Consider the following 19536-nt stretch of genomic DNA (forward strand, 5'->3'; position numbering starts at 1 on the left):
TGCGCTGGCGCCGGCCGGGCGCCCTGGCTGGCGGCGGGTTGCACGCCGCGCCGCCGGCCAGTTTAGCTAAATTGCCGCAACCTGTGCGTCGTGCGCGTAGCGGCTCTCCTTGTAGGGCAGACCGAGATGGTCGCGCAGCGTCGCGCCGCGCAGCACCGGATCGAAGTAGCCGCGCGCGGTCAGCTCGGGCAGCACGCGGTCGACGAAATCGTCGAGCCCGAAGCCCGTCACCGGCAGGCCGAGCATGAAGCCGTCCGCCGCGCCCTCGTCGACCCAGCGGATCATCTCGTCGGCGACCTTCTCCGCCGTGCCGATGAACGCCTCGGACGTGCCGATGTTCGAGCGCCGCGTCGCCACTTCGTATGCGACCTCGCGCAACGTCAGCTTGCGCTCGCGCGCAAGGCGCTTGATGTTGTCGGTGGTCGACTGGAACCCGTCGCTGCCGAGATTGCCGATGTCCGGAAACGGGCCGTCGAGCGGATAGGCGCTGAAGTCGTGCTGCTGGAAGAAGTGACCGAGATACGCGAGCGCCTCGCGCGGGGACAGCAGGTCGCGCACCTGCCGGTACTTGTCGTCGGCCTCGTCCTGCGTCGCGCCGACGATCGGGCCGATGCCCGGAAACACCTTCACGTGATCGGGATCGCGGCCCGCGGCGGCGGCCGCCGCCTTCACGCGGCGATAGAAGACGCGCGCGTCGTCGAACGTACCGCCGTTCGAGAACACCGCGTCCGCGCAGCGGCCCGCGAAATCGATCCCGTCGTCCGACGAGCCGGCCTGGAAGATCACCGGCTGCCCCTGCGGCGAGCGACGGATGTTGAGCGGCCCCTCGACGCAGAAGAAGCGGCCGCGATGATCGAGACGGTGCAGCTTGTCCGGATCGAAGAAGCGGCCGGCGGCGCGATCGCGGACGAGCGCGTCGTCGTCCCAGCTGTCCCACAGGCCCTGAACCACGTCGAGATGCTCTTCGGCGATCGCATAGCGCTGTGCATGATCCGGGTGCGGGCGGCCGTAGTTCTTCCCGGTGCCCTCGATCGACGACGTGACGACGTTCCAGCCGGCGCGCCCGCCGCTGATCAGATCGAGCGACGCGAACTGCCGCGCGACCGTGTACGGCTCGCTGTACGACGACGACACCGTGCCGACGAGACCGATCTTCGACGTGACGGCCGCGAGCGCGGACAGCAGCGAGATCGGCTCGAGGCGATTGAGGAAATGCGGCGCCGACTTCGGCGTCACGTACGCCGAATCCGCGATGAACGCGAACGCGATGCCGGCCGCCTCCGCACGGCGCGCTCGATCCACGTAGAAGTCGAAATTGATGCTTGCGTCCGGGGGCACGCTCGGATGCTTCCATGCGTTCATGTTCGCCCCTGCCCCTTGAATCAGGACGCCGAAATGGATGTGTTTTCTGGTCATGGGAAGGCTCTATCGAAACGTTCAAACAGCGCGCGCGAACGCCGCGGCGCAGATGCCGCCGGGCCGCGCGCCCGGGAAGGCCGCGTGCGACGTCGCGCGGCCTCGCGGCGCCGCCGTCCGCCGAACCCGGACTTCGTCACGCGGCAGCGCCTGTCTCGAACATCGGGCGAACGTCGCCCATCAGTTCGCGATGCTAAATAAATCGGCAGGACCGCTCCGCTTGCGGTGCGGCCGGCGCTTCGTCAAGCGCTTTCAGCACATCGGCGCTTCGGCGCGCTCAGCCGATCGCGGCTTCGCCGTGCAGGCTCGCCGCCGGGTCCGGCACGATTTCGCGCATCCGGACGTCGAACGGTCGCGCCGCCGCGTGCGCGTCGCGAATCCCGAGCGCCATCCGATGCTCCGCGCCGATGCCGAGCAGCGCGAATTGCCAATGGCTCGCGTCGTCGTCGACATGCCGATCGAACGCGATGCGGATCGGCTGCGCGGGCAGCGCGAACGAGAACTGACCGAGATCGATCGACAACCCGACGCCGCGCGCCTTGATGTACGCCTCCTTCAGGGTCCACAGCTCGAAGAAGCGCTCGCGCCGCCGCTCGGGAGGCAGCGCGAAGAACGCCGCGCGCTCGCTCGCCGAGAAATGCGACGCGGCGATGCCGTCGAGATCGTTGCTGCGCGCCACCTCCTCGACGTCGATTCCCGCATCGGCCGCCCGCGTGACGACGCATGCGACGACGCTGCGCGCGTTCGACAAGTTGAAGCGCAGCGGCGGCCGCGCATCGCCCGCGTCGATCTCCGGCCGGCCGTGCGCGTTCGCGCGAAACCGCCATTGCGCGGGCGAGACGTCATTGACGTACGCGGACAGCACGGTGCGGCACAACGCGCGCGTCACCAGGTACTCGAGCTTCAGGTGATCGAACGCGAAGCGCTCGAGGCGCTCGTGCTCGGCGGCGCTCAGCAGCGCGCGATACCGTTCGCGCAGTGCGGGCGCATCGCATGCGGCGGTGCGCGCGTACCACACGTGCGCGTCGCGTTCGCCGAGCGGCAGTGCGGTCGGTGCGTTCATCGTCGGGTCGGTCGTCGAAGCGTTTGTCATTCGGGTTGCCGTATCGCGCGAGTGCGCCGTTCGCGCGCGCACTCGCGTCCACATTCACGTTTTCAGGTTCGCACTCGCGTTTTCGATCGCGATTGCATCCGCACCGCCGCGTGTGCGCACCGCATCGTCACGCATGCGTGCCGGGCGTTCACGTCGAGCGCGCAGGCGCTGTCCGTCGTGCGCAAGGCGCGAAGGCATCGTCGCACGGCTGCGGCGGCGCTCACGTGCGCCGCGGCCCGGCGCATGCCGGTCACGCCCGCGCGAGCGCCGCGCCGCCATGCGCGGGCGCGTCATCGATCGGGAAATGCAGCAGCGCCGCGAACAGCCCCGCGAGCGCCGTCGCGCCCCAGATCAGCGAATACGACCCCGTCACGTCGAACACGTAGCCGCCGAGCCACGAGCCGAGGAACGACCCGATCTGATGGCTCAGGAAGCAGACGCCGAACAGCGTGCCCAGATGCCGCGTGCCGAACACCTTCGCGACGAGCCCGCTCGTCAGCGGCACGGTGCCGAGCCACGTCAGCCCCATGATCGCCGCGAAGACGACGACCGACGCATCCGTCTTCGGCGCGAGGAAGAACACCGCGATCGTCGCGCCGCGAATCAGGTACAGCCAGCCGAGCACGTGATGCTGCCGGTAGCGCCCGCCGAGCCAGCCGCACGCCCAGCTGCCCGCCATGTTGAACAGACCGATCAGCGCGAGCGCCGTCGCGCCGAGCCCGACCGGCATGTGGCATAGCAGCAGATAGTTCGGCAGATGGGTCGCGATGAAAGCGAGCTGGAACCCGCACGTAAAGAAGCCGACCGTCAGCAGACAATAGCCGCGATGCCGCGCCGCGTGCGACAGCGCGTCCTTCAGCGACACGGCCGCCGCTTCGTGCGCGCTCGCGTGGCCCGCGCCCGCGTTGCGGTCGAGCAGCACGCCGAACGGCGCGATCGCGATCAGGCAGCCGGCGAGCACGAGGAGCGACGCCATCGTCCCCGAATGCGTCGTGAACCACTGCGCGACCGGCACGAGCGCGACCTGACCGAGCGAGCCGCCCGCGCTCGCGATGCCCATCGCCATGCTGCGCTTCTCGGGCGGCGCGCCGCGGCCGACCGCCGTCAGCACGACGCCGAAGCTCGTGCAGCTGATGCCGATGCCGACGAGCACGCCCATCCCGAGCACGAGCATCGTGCCCGACGGCACGACCGCCGCGATCGCGAGGCCGAGCGCGAACACGAGCGCGCCGATCGCGACGAGCGGCCCGGCGCCGTAGCGGTCGGCGGCCGCGCCGGCGAACGGCTGCGCGACGCCCCAGACGAGATTGTGCAACGCGATCGCGAATGCGATCGTCGTGACGGGCAAGCCGTGGTCGAACGAGAACGGCCCGATGAAGAGGCCGAAGGTCTGCCGCACGCCCATCGCGGCGCTCATGATGAGCGCGCCGGCGAGCACGGCGATCATCGCGGGATTGAAAATGCGTGGAGAACCGTCGCGTCGATGCGTTTCGGGTGCAAACATGTCCGCTCCTGTTATGGCGGCTGCCCACGGCGCGCGCGCGTCGCGGGCAACGCGATTCGTTTTATGTCGATACGGCGTCGCACCCTCGGTCACGCGGCGCGGACAAGTGCGCGCACTCGCGAACGCGGTGGCGCGTCGTGCGGCAAGCGGTTTGTCGCCGGCCCTCGGTTGCACGCGACGATCTCGCTTGCGCTCGCACCGCGCGCGAGCCTCGGAGCGATCGAAGACTTGGCAGCGCAACAATCCGGCGCGCATCGACGCGCCGCGCGGCGGCCAGGGAACCATCGGATGATTCGCTTTGCAGTCTATATGAGCGTTTCGCATTTGTGCAGGAAATCCGCCGTCGGCGTCGTGTCATTGCGCATCGTGCGCGATTGGGGTCAGGGCGCGTGCCGCGCATGGTCCGCCGTCCTGCCACAACAGCGGCGCGACGGGCCCGGCGACCCACACCGAATCGACCCGGCCGATCACGATCGTGTGGCTGCCGTAGCCGAAATCGCCGTCGACCTCGCACAGCAGCGTCGCCTGCGCGCCGGCGAGCATCGGCACGCCGTGCGCGTCGCGCCATTCGCCGTGCGCGAAGCGCGCGTCGTGATCGAGCTTGCCGCTGAACGGCGCGATCAGGTCGAGCTGCCGTTCGTGCAGCAGATTCAACGAGAAGCGGCGCGTGCGCATCAGCGGCGCATGCAGCGTCGCCGCGCGATTGATGCACACGAGGATCGCGGGCGGATCGGTGCTGACCGCGCTCACCGCGGTCGCCGCCATTCCGAAGCGCGCGCACGCGTCGCGCGTCGCGACGATCGACACCGCCGACGTCAGTCGGCGCATCGCGGCCTTGAAATGCTGCGTCAGCGCGTCGGGCGCGCGCGATGCGGCGCCGTTCGACGCCGGCGCGTATCCGCTCGGCGCCGATACGCCGTGCTCGGCGCGCCGTTCGCGTTCCCGCTCGAGCATCGGCAGCTCGAGTGCGGCGTGCGCGTCGGTTGCGGCGCGCGCCGCGCGGTGGGTCCATGGGTTCGCCATTACGTCTCCTCCTTCGGATTTCGGGCGGTCGACGCGACGGGCCCGTCGAACAGCGCGAATTCGCATGCGCCCGGACGCGAAGCCGCGCCGCCGATCAGGAACCAGCCGTCACCGATGTACAGCGGACCGGCGGACGCGATGCGGGCGTCGCTTCGACACCGTGCATCGCCCGCCCCCGCCACGGCGGCCGACAGCGCGCGCGTTCCCGCGCCGCGCACGATCCGCCGCAACCGCCGCGCCCATTCGGTGCATGTCTCCATCTGACCGGACCCTCGCTGCGAAGCGTCGACGCGGGGCGCGTTCCCGTCGCGATTCAGCCGACATCGCGCACGGGCGCACGGGCGAACGATGCCGCGCGCGTCCGTGCATTCGTGTGCGCGATCGTTCGTCGACGACTTCCGGCCCCTCGTCGTTCGATTGCCTCTCGTTCGAACCTGCTCGTTTCTGTTTCTCGGCGTTCGATGCGGATGCGGATACGGCCCGCGCCGAACGTGCTGCGTCTTTCGTTCAGCTTGAATCGTGAAGCAATGGATACGGCGGCAAACTTGACCGCGCATCCGGACGGCGCGCCGCGCGCGTGCGCGGCGTTGGTCCCGAGACGCATCGCGCTTGGCGGCCGATGCATGCGATACAGGCTAACGGAAAACGCCCGCGTAATGCGTTAGATCGTTTACGGCATATGACGGGCGAGGTTCCGCTCATTTCGAGATATAGCCTTCGGCGAGCAATCCCAATCGCTTCGCCTTCGTCGCGCTGCTCTTGATGTGCTTGCTGTCCATCTTGCGGTTGATCGCGGTAAACAGCTGATAGACCGCGCGCTCGTCGAGCCGCAGTTCCTCGGCGACATGACGCGCGCCGCCGCCGCGTGCGACGAGCCGCAGCGCGAGCACGTCCTGCGCGGCGAGCGACAGCTCCTGCGCAAGCTCGCGCCGTCGCCGCACGACGCGCCATTCGAGCATCTCGTTCGCGAGCCCGCGCAGCAGGCGCCGGTTGCGCCATGGCATGTCCTCGCCCTGCGGCGCCGGCAGCGGCGTCGCGACGTGCAGCAGTCCGAACGTCGAAACGTCGCGGCGGTGCGCGGGAAAGAACACGTTGCTGCCGAGCCCCTGCGTCTGCGCGTAATGGTTCAGCCAATGATCGGGCGGCAATTCGGCGAGCGTCGAGCCGCGCAGCGGCTGCGTGTTGTCGCGCGCGTGCGCGACGGCCGGATCGTTCAGATACCAGTGCTGATGCACGTAACGCTGCGCCCATGCGGGTGCGCCGCCGATCAGCAGATCGTGGGTCGAGAACTCGTCCGTCTCTTCGTCGACGACGAACCAGTGATAGAAGCACTGAGTCGCGCCGCACGACGCGCAAATGCGGCGCATCAGCGCGAGCAGCGCGCCGTCGTGCTCGCATTCGGCCGCGAATTCCGGCTGCGTCGCCGGCGCGGCCGCCGCAGCCGCCGCGCCGGTGCGCTCCGATGTGCGGGATGCATCGAGCGCGTCGTTCGCCGCAGGCGCATGTCGCACATCGTGCGCTGCGTGCGCGCCGTGCGGAGCCGCCGCGTCGGCTCCGCGATGCACGTCGAGCAGCGCCCGGTAGTCGATTCCGAGCTGCGCCGCATACGGATCGTGTTCGACGAACGCCGCGACGGCCGCCGGGTCGCGCAGGCCGACGCGCTGCGTCGATACCGGCTCGCCGGGGCTCTTGCAGCGTCGCTCGAGCACGAAGCCGCACAGCGCGTCGCCTCGGACGCCGAGCGAAATGCGCTTGCCGTCGACGATGCCGTCACGGGTGCGCGCGAGGTCGGGTGAAGAAAGTTCGAACGAAACAGAGGTGGATTGTCGAGCCATGGCGCCGATCCATCGGTTGGGGTGGGAAGGCGATGGCGGTTCGGCCCGACGGCCGCAAAGCGCACGACGACCGGGCGGCTCACGGCAGCAGGTCAAATTGCGAACGGTGACGTGAACGCGTCGTGCGGAGTCGGGAAAGAAAAGAGCTGCTCCTGCATCACGGCCACCGGCGGCCATCGGTGGTGATCAGTCGCGCGGCAGCGGCGCTGCCGTCGTCAAGCGGAGTCGAGCAAAGGAAAAAGGGAGGGCGCGCCCGCGCGATGCGCGGGCGAGTCGAACGCCGGCGGGCCCGGCGGGCCTCGTTATCGGAGCTGGAACCGGTACGCCGACACGGCGCACCGAAGGCGAAAACGCGCGCGAAGCGCGCGGCAGAGGCTGCGTTCGCTCACGCCGCACGCCGCCGGCGCGAGGCACGACGCCCCACGCCGGCGGCGCGCGCCGGAATGGCGAACGAAACGCGTCGGCCGGCGCAGCCCGCGACGCGCGAACGCGTCCGGCACGTCGCCGTACCGCTTAGTTTTCGTCGTAGTGGATGTTGAAGATCGCCATTCGCCCTCGCTCGCCTCTGTGCCTGATGGCCGGGATCGCGACGCGTCCCGGCGTCGTTGATATCGGACGCGACCGCGCGGCGTGCGCGATCGCGATTGCGTGCTTCAGATGTGCAACGCGTGGCCGAGCGCGCGAAGCGCGGCTTCCATCACCGCTTCTCCGAGCGTCGGGTGTGCGTGAATCGTACCACCGACGTCTTCGAGGCGCGCGCCCATTTCGAGCGATTGCGAGAACGCGGCGGCGAGCTCGGACACGCCGACGCCGACCGCCTGCCAGCCGACGATCAGATGATCGTCGCGGCGCGCGACGACGCGCACGAAGCCGTCCGCGCTTTCGAGCGTGAGCGCGCGGCCGTTCGCGGCGAACGGGAACGACGCGCTCAGGCACTCGCCGAACTCGCGCTCGGCTTCGTCGGGCGCGAGCCCGGCCGACACGATCTCGGGATCGGTGAAGCAGATCGCGGCAATCGCCGCGGGCGTGAAGTGCCGCCGCTTGCCGGCGACGAGCTCCGCAACCATCTCGCCCTGCGCCATCGCGCGATGCGCGAGCATCGGCTCGCCCGTCAAGTCGCCGATCGCCCACACGTTGCGCATCGACGTGCGGCACATGTCGTCGATCCTCAGCGCGGCGCCCGCGCGATCGAGCTGCAGCGCCTCGAGCCCCCAGCCCTGCGTGCGCGGTCGGCGGCCGACCGTCACGAGCACCTGGTCGGCGGCGAGCTCGGTCTGCGCGTGCTCGCCGTCCTGCACGCGCACCGCGTCGCCGCGCGCGTTCAGCCCGAGCACCTTGTGGCCGAGGTGCACGCGCACGCCAAGGCGCTTGAGCGACGCCGCAACGGGCTTCGTCAGCTCCGCGTCGTAGATCGGCAGGATACGCTCGCGCGCCTCGACGACGGTCACGTCGACGCCGAGCTTCCGGTACGCGATGCCGAGCTCGAGCCCGATATACCCGGCCCCGACGACGACGAGCCGCTTCGGCAGCTTGCCCGGCGACAATGCGTCGGTCGACGAGATCACGCTGCCGCCGAACGGCATCGCCGGCAGCTCGACGGGCTCGGACCCCGCCGCGAGCAGCAGGTGCTCGCACTGGATGCGCACGCGCGCGCCGCCGCACGCGTCGACTTCGACGGTCTTGCCGTCGACGATGCGCGCGTCGCCGTGCACGACTTCGACGCCGTTCTTCTTCAAGAGCGCGCCGACGCCACCCGTCAGCTTCTTGACGATGCCGTCCTTCCACGCAACCGTGCGCACGATGTCGATCGCGGGCGCTTCCGTGCGGATGCCGAGCGGCGAATCGCCGGCGAAGCCGCGCACCTTGTCGAATTCGCCCGCCGCGTGAATCAGCGCCTTCGACGGAATGCAGCCGATGTTCAGGCACGTGCCGCCGAGCCTGTCGCGCTCGACGAGAATCGTGCGCACGCCGAGCTGCCCCGCGCGGATCGCGGCGACGTAGCCGCCCGGCCCGCCGCCGATCACGAGCAGGGTCGTAGTCTTGTTGTCCGTCATCGGGTCATTCCACGAAAAGAAGGGCGGGTTGCTCGAGCCGCGCGCGCACGGCCTGGATGAACTCGGCCGCGTCCATGCCGTCGATCACGCGATGATCGAACGACGACGACAGGTTCATCAGCTTGCGCGCAACCACCGCGCCCGCGCGGAACATCGGCCGCTCGACGATCCGGTTCACGCCGACGATGCCGACCTCGGGCGAATTGATGACGGGCGTCGACGCGATGCCGCCGAGCGCGCCCAAGCTCGTGATCGTGATCGTCGAGCCCGACAGCTCGTCGCGCTCCGCGCGGCCCGTGCGCACCGCGTCCGCGAGCCGCGCGATCTCGGCCGCGAGCGACCACGGATCGCGCGCCTCAGCATGGCGCACGACGGGCACCATCAGGCCCGCCTTGCTCTGCGTCGCGACGCCGAGATGCACCGCGCCGTGACGCGTGACGACGCCGGCTTCGTCGTCGTAGCGCGCGTTGATCTGCGGGAAATCGCGCAGCGCGATCACCATCGCGCGCGCGAGGAACGGCAGCACCGTCAGGCGGCCGCGCGACTCGCCGTACGTGCGGTTCAGCTCGGCGCGCAGCGCTTCGAGCTCGGTGACGTCGATCTCCTCGACGTAGCTGAAGTGAGGAATCCGACGCTTCGCGTCCTGCATCCGCTGCGCGATCTTGCGGCGCAAGCCGATCACGGGCACCGCCTCCTCGTCGTGCCGCTCGACGTAGGCCGCGTGGCCGCCGCGCGCGCCCTGCGCGGCCGCGCCGCGGCCTTGCAGGTACGCGTCGAGATCCTCGTGCAGGATGCGCCCCGCTTCGCCCGTGCCATGCACGAAGCGCAGCTCGACGCCGAGATCCCACGCGCGCCTGCGCACCGCGGGCGACGCGAGCGGGCGCTCGCCCGGCCGGCGCGCGGGCGGCGGCGATGCGACATCGCGCGCGACGCCGCCGCCTGGCGGCGATGCGCGCCGCGATGCTTCGTCATGCGATGCTTCGGGTTCGGCCCATGCCGCCCGATCGCCGTCCGGATGCGACGCGGCGCGCGCGTCGTCGGCATCGCGCCCGGCGCGAGCCGCCCTCGCGCCGGCGTTCGCGCGCGCATGCGCCGCGTCGGCGAAGCGTCCCGGCCGCGCCGAGGACGAGGCCGTTTCGCCGCGCGCGATGTCATTCGAAGCGCTGCTTGCAACTTCATTTGCAACGCCGTTCGCGGCGGCGCCGACGCGATCGTCCCCGTGGCCGCTCCTCTGGTCGCCCTGGTGATTGCCCTCGCCCTCGACCTCGAGCCGCACGAGCTCGCTGCCGACGGCGAGCACGTCGCCTTCCTTGCCGCCCAGCGCGACGACGACGCCCGTCACGGGCGACGGAATCTCGACCGACGCCTTGTCGGTCATCACATCCGCGATCGCCTGGTCTTCCTTCACGCGATCGCCGACCTTCACGTGCCACAGCCCGAGCTCGACTTCCGCGATGCCTTCGCCGATATCCGGCATCTTGATGACGTGGATGCCCATATCAATTCTCCATCACGCGCCGCAACGCATCGCCGACCCGGTTCGGGCCCGGGAAATACGCCCACTCCTGCGCGTGCGGATACGGCGTGTCCCAGCCCGTCACGCGCTCGACGGGCGCTTCGAGCCAATGGAAGCAGTGCTCCTGAACGAGCGAGATCAGCTCGGCGCCGTAGCCGCACGTGCGCGTCGCTTCGTGCACGACGACGCAGCGGCCCGTCTTGCGCACCGATTCGACGATCGTGTCGAGATCGAGCGGCCAGAGGCTGCGCAGGTCGATCACTTCGGCGTCGACGCCGCTCTCGTCGACGGCCGCGAGCGACACGTGCACGGTCGTCCCGTAGGTCAGCACCGTCACGTCGCCGCCGGGGCGCACGATCGCCGCCGAATCGAGCGGCACCGTGTAGTAGCCGTCCGGCACGAGGCTCGCGGGATGCTTGCTCCAGGGCGTCACCGGCCGGTCGTGATGGCCGTCGAACGGGCCGTTGTAGAGCCGCTTCGGCTCGAGGAAGATCACCGGATCGTCGTTCTCGATCGAGGCGATCAGCAGGCCCTTCGCGTCGTACGGATTCGACGGCATCACGGTGCGCAGCCCGCACACCTGCGTGAACATCGCCTCGGGGCTCTGGCTGTGCGTCTGGCCGCCGTAGATGCCGCCGCCGCACGGCATGCGGATCGTCAGCGGCGCGATGAACTCGGCCGCCGACCGGTAGCGCAGCCGCGCCGCCTCCGACACGATCTGGTCGGACGCCGGATAGAAATAGTCGGCGAACTGGATCTCGCAGACGGGGCGCAACCCGTACGCGCCCATCCCCACCGCCGCGCCGACGATCCCGCCTTCGTTGATCGGCGCGTCGAACACGCGCGACTTGCCGTATTTGTTCTGCAGTCCTTCGGTGCAGCGAAACACGCCGCCGAAGTAGCCGACGTCCTGCCCGAACACCACCACGTTGCCGTCGCGCTCGAGCATTACGTCCATTGCCGAGCGCAAAGCCTGGATCATGGTCATCGGCGAAGCCGCCGGACCTTCTTTGCTTGCTGTCGTCATCGCTGTCAAACCCCGAGCTGTTGGCGCTGCCGGCGCAGGTGCGCGGGCATCTCCTTGTAGACGTCCTCGAAAATGCTCGCGACGTTCGGCACGTGCTCGTCGGCGAGCGTGCCGTAGCGCTCCGCTTCCTTCTGCGCGGCGAGCACATCCGCTTCGAGCGCTGCCTTCGTGTCTTCGTGCTCCTGCTCGGACCACGCGCCGATGCCGATCATGTGGCGCTTCAGGCGCTCGAGCGGATCGCCGAGCGGGAAGTACGTCCAGTCGTCGCCGGGGCGGTACTTGGAAGGATCGTCGGACGTCGAGTGCGGGCCCGCGCGATACGTGACCCACTCGATCAGCGTCGGCCCGAGGTTGCGGCGCGCGCGTTCGGCCGCCCAGCGGGATGCGGCGTAGACCGCGAGGAAATCGTTGCCGTCGACGCGCAGCGAAGCGATGCCGCAGCCGACGCCGCGCCCGGCGAAGGTCGCGCCTTCGCCGCCCGCGATCGCCTGGAACGTCGAGATCGCCCACTGGTTGTTGACGACGTTCAGGATCACGGGCGCGCGATACACGTGTGCGAACGTGAGCGCGGTATGGAAATCGGCTTCGGCCGTCGCGCCGTCGCCGATCCACGCGGAAGCGATGCGCGTGTCGCCCTTGATCGCCGATGCCATCGCCCAGCCGACCGCCTGGATGAACTGCGTCGCGAGATTGCCCGAGATCGAGAAGAAGCCCGCTTCGCGGCTCGAATACATCACCGGCAACTGGCGGCCCTTCAGCGGATCGCGCTCGTTCGACATCAGCTGGCACATCATGTCGACGAGCGGATAGTCGCGCACCATCAGGATTCCTTGCTGCCGATACGTCGGGAAGCACATGTCGCCGCGTTCGAGCGCGAGCGTATGCGCGACTGCGATCGCTTCCTCGCCGAGGCACTGCATGTAGAACGAGATCTTCTTCTGGCGCTGCGCGATCTGCATGCGCGCGTCGAAGACGCGCGTCTTCAGCATCGCGCGGATGCCGCGGCGCAGGATGTCGGGATCGAGATCGAGCGCCCATGGCCCGAGCGCCCGTCCGTCGTCGTCGAGCACGCGCACGAGGCCATAGGCCAAGTCGCTCGTGTCGGCCGGGGCGACGTCGATGGGGGGTTTGCGCACCTTGCCGGGGGACGACAGGTGCAGATAGGAAAAATCGGTCTTGCATCCCGGACGCCCGGTAGGCTCCGGCACATGCAATCGCAATGGCCCGTACTGGCTCATTCAATTGTCTCCACGTTTGATTTTGTCGCACGCTTCGCCGCAGAGCGTAACAAAGTTATCGCACGTGGTGAAAGTCTCTTCGGACTCGGAGTCGCCCCGATTCTCAAACGGACGCCGGAATGTTATGACGTATTTCAGCACGCTCGTTCGCGGCGGCGCGATCGCGGCGGCCGGATGCTGCGAATGCGATGCCGTGCCTCGTCTTGCCGCGCGCGCCGCCGGCATGTTCGCCGGGCTGTATTTTGTGCGACGCGCAAATGCTTGCGGATGAATGCGCGTTCGATGTCGCGGCGCATTCGCGCGTCGATAATCGGCGCGCGCCCCCGCCGATCTCCCCACTCTCGTCACGAGTTATTCGCTTGCGCCCGATCGTCGGCGACGCATAGCGATTCGAATATCGCTTATCACCATTTTCAATTTCCGCCGCTTCGCGTTTCGTCCTAGACTCACCAAAACATGACATCGATCGATGTAATGGTCGACCGCACGGAGGCCGCGCCGGCCGTTCGCGCCGGTCGCGCAGCTCGCACGGCCGCGCGATATTCGATTCATTCACGACATGGAGACCGCACGAGCGCGCGACGTCGTTCGCATCCCGAATCGTCACGACTTCGCCGCTCGCGCCACCCGCCCGACTCATCGACCTCTCTCGCCATGAACACAGTCATCGCCCCGGGCAACGCCCCGCCCACCTCCGCCGCACGCACGAGCCCGCTGATGGCGGCGATCGCCCGGTTCGTCGTCGCCGCGCTATTGCCGAGAATCGATCGCGCGGCCGACGCGTCGACGCATCCGTTCCGCACGCCGGAGATGCTCGTGCCGCACGTGCGCGAAAAGCGCTACGGGCTCACGCATTACGGCATCTTCTTTCCGAGCCTGCCCGAGCCGCACCGGTACTGCAACGTGATGACGCTGCTCGGCGCGACGGGCAGCGTCGCGTTCGACAACGACTATCTGGTCGACGGCGATCCGCGCGACGTCGCGACGGTGCTGTCGTCGACGGCCGCCGACGACGCGCATCACTACCGCGCGTATTCGATCAAGCGCGAATGCGCGGCGCGGCGCGCGGACACGGTCGTCGCGTTCGGCGACGACCTGACGATCTCGGGCGCGTACCCGCGCTACACGGTGAAGGCCGACTACGCGCACTTCGGCCTCGATATCGCGATCGATTGCACCGACGTCGTCTCGTGGTTCGTCCGCAATGTCGCTTACGACCACCTGAGCCTGCTCGCGACGTGCTCGGGCACGATCCGCCACGGCGATCGCACGATGCCGGTCGACACGATGTGCACGTTCGAATACGCGCGGATGACGACGCCGCAAGCGTGGTTAGCGCGGCCGTTGAGCGAGCGCTGGAAACTGCCGCTCGATTTCTTCACGTACCAGATCGTGAATCTCGACGAAGGCGTGCAGTTGCTGCTGACCGAAGTCCGCGTGCTCGGCGAGAAGGCGTTCAAGGGCATCCATCTGCGCGCGCTCGACGGCACGGCCGAGATTCACGAGCGCGGCGTCGCGTTCGTCGTCGACGAATATCGGGACGCGCTCGCGACGTCGCCGGACGGCAAGCGCATGCGGCTGCCGCATCGCTTGTCGTGGACCGCGCGCGACGACGCGGGCCGGCCATGGCTCGAACTGCACGGCACGATCGACAGCCCGTGGCGCTTCGGCCACGGGCGCGGCTACGTCGCCAGCTATCGCTTCGAAGGAAGCGTCAAGGGCCGCGCGTACAGCGGGCGCGGGTACATCGAGTACGTCGATTGCGAGGTGTCGTATCGCTGATGCATCGCGTTGCGTTGCATCGCCTCGCGTCACGTGGCTTCACGTCGCATCGATCGTGAGACGCTCCTCCGCGCGCGTCTCGCGCGCCCGCTCGCCCGCTCGCCGGCGCGGCGGAACCGGATCGGATCGCGCGCCGCGACGGTATCAAAGACGGCATTTCAACGTCATCAACAGGGAGAGAAAACATGGAGACTTCAGTCGTTCCGGCCGCTCGTCAACCGGCCGCGCAATCGCCGGTCATGGGGCGCGCCGTCGTCGCGGCGCTGATCGCGGGCCTCGGCATCTTCAGCGTCGGCGATCACTTCTATCACGTGTGGAACGGCATCCTCTGGTACAACTGGGCGCCGCGGCTCGACGGTCAATCGCTGCTCGTGTGGCCGATCTTCGTCGCCGGCGCGGGCGCGATACTCGCCGTGACGTATCCGTTCACGCGCGGCACGGCGCCGCCGCCGGCTTCGAGGCTCATCGCGCTCGTCGCCGTCTCGCATCTCGTCTATGCGGCAACCGGCGTGTTCGGCAATACGCATCCGCTCGCGCTGTCGATCGCGCTCGTCGCGCTGTGGCTCGCGCGCATCGCCGCGACGGCCGAACATCGCGCGCGGATCGCCGCGCTGTCCGTCATGGTGGCCGCGACCGGGCCGCTGATCGAGGGATTCGTGTCGTCGCTCGGCCTGTTCGACTACGCGTTGCAGCAGTTCGCGCGCGTGCCGTATTGGCTGTTCGCCGCTTATCTGCACGCCGGCCCGCTCGCGTTCGCATTCGGCCGGTGGGTGCGCAACGGCCGGCTTGGCGGCGGCGCCTGAACACCGCGTTCGCGGCTTCGCGGCCGCCACGGCTCGCCATGCGCGTGCGGTCCGCCGCGCGTCGGATGCGATGTCACGCGGCGCGGCGCTTGCTTGCTCGGGCATACGGGGCCGCGGCGGTTTTGCATTTCGCATTTCGCATTTCGCGTTTCGCATTTCGCATTTCGCCGTTCGCGGCAACGGCAGCAACGGCAACGGCAGCAGCAGCAGCAGCAGCAGCAGCAGCGAGCATGCACGCACCGCGCTTGCGATACGACCCCGCATTCGCACGCGCAATCACCCCGATTGACGATGACATTGATCAATGTCATCGTCATTGCATGCGCGACAACACCGGCCATCGTGACGCACCGCAGCATCGGCCGCCGCCCGATCGAGCGACACGCCGCTCGACCGCCCGCCGGCCACTCCTCAACCCTCGACAAGCGACCTTCGTATGAAACAGCAACGCATTGAAATCGCAGAAGAGTTCGACGCCCCGGTCCAGCAGGTCTTCCGCTTCTTCAGCGAGCACGAGAATCTCGGGTCAATCTTCTCGCCCGCGAAGATCCGCCGGATCAGCGACGGCGAGCCGGCGCGCAACGGCGTCGGCTCGGCGCGCGAAATGCGCGTGCCCGGCGCGCCGCCGTTCGTCGAGACGGTGACCGCCTATCTGGAGAACGAACTGATCGAATACCGGATCACGCGCGGCAGCCCCCTGCGCGACCATCACGGCGTGATGCGCTTCGTTCCGATCGACGAGCGCCGCACGTATTTTCATTACGTGATCACGTTCGAAGGCAAGGTGCCGCTCGTCGCGCCGATCGTGCGGCACGTGCTCGAGGGCAGCATTCGCCGCGGGATCGGAAAAGTGACGCGGCGGCGGCTCTGGGCATGAGCGTGCGGGATACGGCAATGGGCGTGGCCGCCGCGCGGCGCGCGGAGGACACGGAGGGCGCGGAGCGCGCGACGTGCCGAAGGTGCGAAACACGCGCGACGCGGGCAGCCGGAACGATTCGAGCGACGCAAGGTGCAACATGCGCAACATACGCGACATGCGCAACATTGCACCTTGCCCGGAACGCCCGGCATGCGTCGCGCATGCGTCGCCGCGCCGGCGAACGCATCGTCGAACGGCCGCGCGCGCCCGACGTCATTCGTCGCGCGCCTCTTCGAGCCGCCGCTTCAGCAGCATGAGCGAATGCGCGGACTCGCGTTCGACGCGCCTGCGCATCACGAGCGCATTCGCGAGCCGCAGCAGCGGGTTCGGCGAATGATAGTGCAGCGTGCGGACGAAACGCGCGCCGTGCGCGCCGCCGCGACACTCGTAGGTCAGCAGGATGCGCAGGCTGCCAGCCGCGTTCGCCGCGCGCGCTTGCCAGATCACGCCGGGCTCGTGGCGAACGACGTCCCAGCGCAGATGATCGACGCGCCCGGCCGCACGCACGTCCTCGTCGAAACGGCTGCCGGCCGCGAGCGATCCCGCCGGCCCGTCGACGCGCAGCGACGACGGATGCCATTGCGGCCAGCACGCCGCGGTGCTCGCATACGCGAGCACGTCCTCGGGGCGGCGCGCGATATCGATCTCGTGCCGCATGCGCGTCGAGAACTCCGCGCCGGGCTCGGCACTCCAGCGCAGCGTGCCGTGCAGCCAGTCCATCAGCGGCCAGACGACGTCGAAGTTGCACGCGCGCATCAGGTCGCGGCGATGATGAATCCGGTGCAGCGTGCGCATCTGCCGAATCCATGGCCAGTTCGCGAACGGATGCGCATCGGGCAAGTGCTCGCACGCGTGCATGCATTCGTAGAGCAGATAGCCGCCGAGCATCGTGCTCGCGAAGAGCCCCGCGACGTTCGCGTCGACGCGGCTCAGCAGCGCATGCGCGACGAACAACCCGATGCTGAACGCGACGATCAGCCAGGCCGGGAACAGGATCACGCGCCAGTCGCGCGCGTCGCGGTACGTCATCTGCTCGTTCACGAAGAAGCTGTGATGATCGCCCGTATGCCGCCGATAGAACATCGCGCCGAAGCGGCGCTTGAAATGGCCGACATGCCGATGAATCGAGAATTCGAGCCAGTTGAACAGCAGGAACGCGACGGGCACGGTCGCCCATTGATATGCGCTCACGTGCGCGACGCCCTTCAGGAAAAACGCGATCGCCGCCGCGCCGTATGCGAACACGAAACCGCCGTGCCGCCAGGCGTTGTAGCGCGAATGAACGTTCGCGCGATAGTGCGTCCGGAACGCGGTCACGTCCTGGGTCATCGTCGTCTCCTGTCGTCGGGCAAGCGCGGCGCATCCGATGCGCGCCGGCTTGACGGCAGATTAGAGTAGCCTCGATGATTTCTCCAATGGAGAATCGTGATTTGACTTATTCATCGACCTGAATTCGATCATGCGCCGCTCCGATATGTCGAACGATGCATTCGATTGCGAACGCCCGCCGCCCGTGTCGGCGCGACGGCGCAACGCGCGCTCGCGCCGTTGCGCGAGCGGAGGGCGTTGCGCGAGCGGCGCGCGCACGCTCCGGAGCGCCGCCGAATGATCCAGAACCTGCGACAACTGGACTTGAACCTGCTGCTCGTCTTCGACGCGCTGATGCAGGAGCAGAACCTGTCGCGCGCCGCGGTGCGGCTGCACATGAGCCAGCCGGCCGTCAGCAATGCGCTGACGCGGCTGCGCCAGCAGCTCGGCGAATCGCTCTTCACGCGCACCGCGCGCGGGATGACGCCGACCGCGCAGGCGCGCGCGCTGTACGAACCGGTGCGTCAAGCGCTGTATCTGCTGCAGATCGGGCTCGGCCCGCAATCCGGTTTCGAGCTCGACACGCATCACCTGTTCAGGCTGTCGATGAACGACTACGGACAGGCCGTGCTGCTGCCCGATCTCCTCGCGCACATCAAGGCGCGCGCACCGAACGTGATGCTGTCGGTGCAGAGCGACGACGCCGGCTCCATTCCTGCTCAGCTGACGACGGGCACGCTCGATCTCGCCATCGACTACCTGCATTTCGACAATCCCGAGCTCTGCTACGAGCCGCTGCACGAGGAGCATCTCGTCGTGATCGGGCGCGACGACCATCCGGCGTTCACGAACGGTCTCACGCTGCGCGGCTACGAGGAAAGCGGCCACGTGTCGATCCAGCCGCGCGACCGGCGCGGCTCGCCGCTCGAGATCGTGCTCGGTTCCGCCCGCGTGCGGCGCGTCGTGCATCTGCAGGTGCCGCACTATCTGACGATTCCCGCGCTCGTCGCGAAATCGGACTTGCTCGGCACGATTCCGCGCCGGCTCGCCGAACGGTTCGCCGACGTCTACGCGCTGCAGATCGCGCCGCTGCCGGTCGATATCGCGCCGATCCAGGTAAGCCTCATCTGGCATCGGCAGCAGGATGCGCAGCCGGGCCTTCGCTGGTTGCGCGAGCAGATCGTGCACACGCATCGTGCGATCGTCGCGAATGCCGAACGCGCGACGGCGTGACGCGCGCCGCGGCGGCGGCGCTCAGGCGTGCCGCAGCGCGACGACGGTGTAGCCGATCGCGAACAGCGCGATCAGCACCAGGCCCGCGATGTCGCCCGCGCGCAGGCTGCGCGTCTCCGGCGTCGGCCGCTGCGCGGCCGCGAGCGCGCGCTCGCGATGGATCAGGAACAGCGGAAACGCGACGCTGATCGCAACGGCCACGCTCAGCACGATGTAGATCCACGCGCCGCGCATCGCGAGACGGCGCGCTTCGAGCACGAGCCACAGAAACAGCGCGAGCCCGAGCAGCACGATGTCGACCGTGATCGATCGGCTTGCGGGATTCGCGAGCGTGTCGAGCAGGAAGCGCGGCCCGGCGTTCGCCGCGCCGAGCGGCAGATATTGCAGATTGTTGGCCCACGTGCCGATCAGCGCGACGAGCGCGATCACGCCGTAAGCGGTGCAAAGCAGTTTCCTCGAGATGGGCATGGCGGTCATCGTTCGTGTGGTGGCGGCAAATTCCGCATCGGGCTGATGCTGGTGCAGGAACCCTAGATCAACACGGCCCGGCCGGCAAGCGCGCGCGCCGATCCGGCCGAACGCTTCGTCGCCGCCCGTTTGAATCGCCGCGTAAACGAATTCGAATTCAATGCGATAACGCGCGCGCCGTGTTTCGAATTGATGCTCGGCGAAAGGCGCTCGAAACTAAACGGTTCGCGCGGGCGGACGCGCATCGGATCGACGCGCATGTGCGTAGCGCATGCGCATCCGGCGCCCGGCGCGCGTCGTGCGCCGGATCGCGCGAC

The 19536-nt window shown here is 68.6% G+C and carries 18 protein-coding genes; 5 read left to right on the forward strand and 13 right to left on the reverse strand.

Annotated features, from left to right (window positions below; translation table 11 throughout):
• Positions 1-66 precede the first annotated feature (66 nt).
• From WS91_RS03115 to WS91_RS03170, 10 genes are all read right to left on the reverse strand, one after another.
• Positions 67-1416 (reverse strand): LLM class flavin-dependent oxidoreductase, encoded by a 1350-nt coding sequence (locus WS91_RS03115; protein ID WP_059575677.1) that lies wholly within the window; start codon positions 1414-1416, stop codon positions 67-69.
• 277 nt (positions 1417-1693) lie between these two features.
• On the reverse strand, positions 1694-2509 hold the full coding sequence (locus tag WS91_RS03120; protein ID WP_038753925.1) for a 4'-phosphopantetheinyl transferase family protein: 816 nt from the start codon (positions 2507-2509) through the stop codon (positions 1694-1696).
• Positions 2510-2759: 250 nt separating this feature from the next.
• On the reverse strand, positions 2760-4013 hold the full coding sequence (locus tag WS91_RS03130) for an MFS transporter (protein WP_038753872.1): 1254 nt from the start codon (positions 4011-4013) through the stop codon (positions 2760-2762).
• 354 nt (positions 4014-4367) lie between these two features.
• Positions 4368-5036: a flavin reductase family protein gene (locus tag WS91_RS03135; RefSeq protein WP_059669724.1), complete on the reverse strand. Its 669-nt coding sequence runs from the start codon at positions 5034-5036 to the stop codon at positions 4368-4370.
• Positions 5036-5296: a hypothetical protein gene (locus WS91_RS03140; protein WP_038753878.1), complete on the reverse strand. Its 261-nt coding sequence runs from the start codon at positions 5294-5296 to the stop codon at positions 5036-5038. The genes WS91_RS03135 and WS91_RS03140 overlap by 1 nt, the downstream gene beginning before the upstream one ends.
• A 438-nt stretch (positions 5297-5734) precedes the next feature.
• Positions 5735-6871, reverse strand: a complete 1137-nt coding sequence (locus WS91_RS03145; protein WP_059669725.1) for an autoinducer binding domain-containing protein — start codon at positions 6869-6871, stop codon at positions 5735-5737.
• A 653-nt stretch (positions 6872-7524) separates the two neighbouring features.
• Positions 7525-8925 carry a dihydrolipoyl dehydrogenase gene (lpdA, locus tag WS91_RS03155; RefSeq protein WP_059669726.1) on the reverse strand — a complete coding sequence of 467 codons (1401 nt, stop codon included), beginning with the start codon at positions 8923-8925 and terminating at the stop codon, positions 7525-7527.
• 4 nt (positions 8926-8929) lie between these two features.
• On the reverse strand, positions 8930-10423 hold the full coding sequence (locus WS91_RS03160; protein ID WP_059669727.1) for a dihydrolipoamide acetyltransferase family protein: 1494 nt from the start codon (positions 10421-10423) through the stop codon (positions 8930-8932).
• Position 10424: 1 nt separating this feature from the next.
• Positions 10425-11468, reverse strand: coding sequence for an alpha-ketoacid dehydrogenase subunit beta (locus WS91_RS03165; protein WP_038753892.1), 1044 nt, complete (start codon positions 11466-11468; stop codon positions 10425-10427).
• 5 nt (positions 11469-11473) lie between these two features.
• Positions 11474-12706, reverse strand: a complete 1233-nt coding sequence (locus tag WS91_RS03170) for a 3-methyl-2-oxobutanoate dehydrogenase (2-methylpropanoyl-transferring) subunit alpha (protein WP_059669728.1) — start codon at positions 12704-12706, stop codon at positions 11474-11476.
• 654 nt (positions 12707-13360) lie between these two features.
• On the opposite strand from WS91_RS03170, the gene WS91_RS03180 reads away from it, so the two are divergent.
• From WS91_RS03180 to WS91_RS03195, 4 genes are all read left to right on the forward strand, one after another.
• Positions 13361-14488, forward strand: a complete 1128-nt coding sequence (locus WS91_RS03180) for a DUF6670 family protein (RefSeq protein WP_059575695.1) — start codon at positions 13361-13363, stop codon at positions 14486-14488.
• Between the two features lie 185 nt (positions 14489-14673).
• A complete protein-coding gene (locus WS91_RS03185) occupies positions 14674-15291 on the forward strand; it encodes a DUF2878 family protein (RefSeq protein ID WP_038753898.1) in 618 nt (205 codons plus the stop codon).
• A gap of 291 nt (positions 15292-15582) precedes the next feature.
• Positions 15583-15747 (forward strand): hypothetical protein, encoded by a 165-nt coding sequence (locus WS91_RS35420; protein ID WP_156432272.1) that lies wholly within the window; start codon positions 15583-15585, stop codon positions 15745-15747.
• Positions 15728-16168 carry an SRPBCC family protein gene (locus WS91_RS03195; protein WP_038753903.1) on the forward strand — a complete coding sequence of 147 codons (441 nt, stop codon included), beginning with the start codon at positions 15728-15730 and terminating at the stop codon, positions 16166-16168. The genes WS91_RS35420 and WS91_RS03195 overlap by 20 nt, the downstream gene beginning before the upstream one ends.
• A 255-nt stretch (positions 16169-16423) precedes the next feature.
• Here the strand turns inward: WS91_RS03195 and WS91_RS03200 are convergent, their stop codons facing one another.
• Positions 16424-17539 carry an SRPBCC family protein gene (locus tag WS91_RS03200; RefSeq protein ID WP_059669730.1) on the reverse strand — a complete coding sequence of 372 codons (1116 nt, stop codon included), beginning with the start codon at positions 17537-17539 and terminating at the stop codon, positions 16424-16426.
• Positions 17540-17815: 276 nt separating this feature from the next.
• Between WS91_RS03200 and bsrA the strand changes: the two genes are divergently transcribed.
• Positions 17816-18751: a LysR family transcriptional regulator BsrA gene (gene bsrA, locus WS91_RS03205; RefSeq protein WP_059669731.1), complete on the forward strand. Its 936-nt coding sequence runs from the start codon at positions 17816-17818 to the stop codon at positions 18749-18751.
• A gap of 21 nt (positions 18752-18772) precedes the next feature.
• On the opposite strand, the gene WS91_RS03210 is transcribed toward bsrA, so the two are convergent.
• Both WS91_RS03210 and WS91_RS35425 read right to left on the reverse strand, forming a co-directional pair.
• Positions 18773-19219, reverse strand: coding sequence for a DUF2834 domain-containing protein (locus WS91_RS03210; protein WP_063889423.1), 447 nt, complete (start codon positions 19217-19219; stop codon positions 18773-18775).
• 62 nt (positions 19220-19281) lie between these two features.
• Complete coding sequence (locus WS91_RS35425) at positions 19282-19479, reverse strand: hypothetical protein (RefSeq protein ID WP_059642733.1); 198 nt, start codon at positions 19477-19479, stop codon at positions 19282-19284.
• Positions 19480-19536 lie beyond the last annotated feature (57 nt).

This window comes from Burkholderia sp. MSMB1498, assembly GCF_001526245.1.
GTDB lineage: Bacteria > Pseudomonadota > Gammaproteobacteria > Burkholderiales > Burkholderiaceae > Burkholderia > Burkholderia savannae.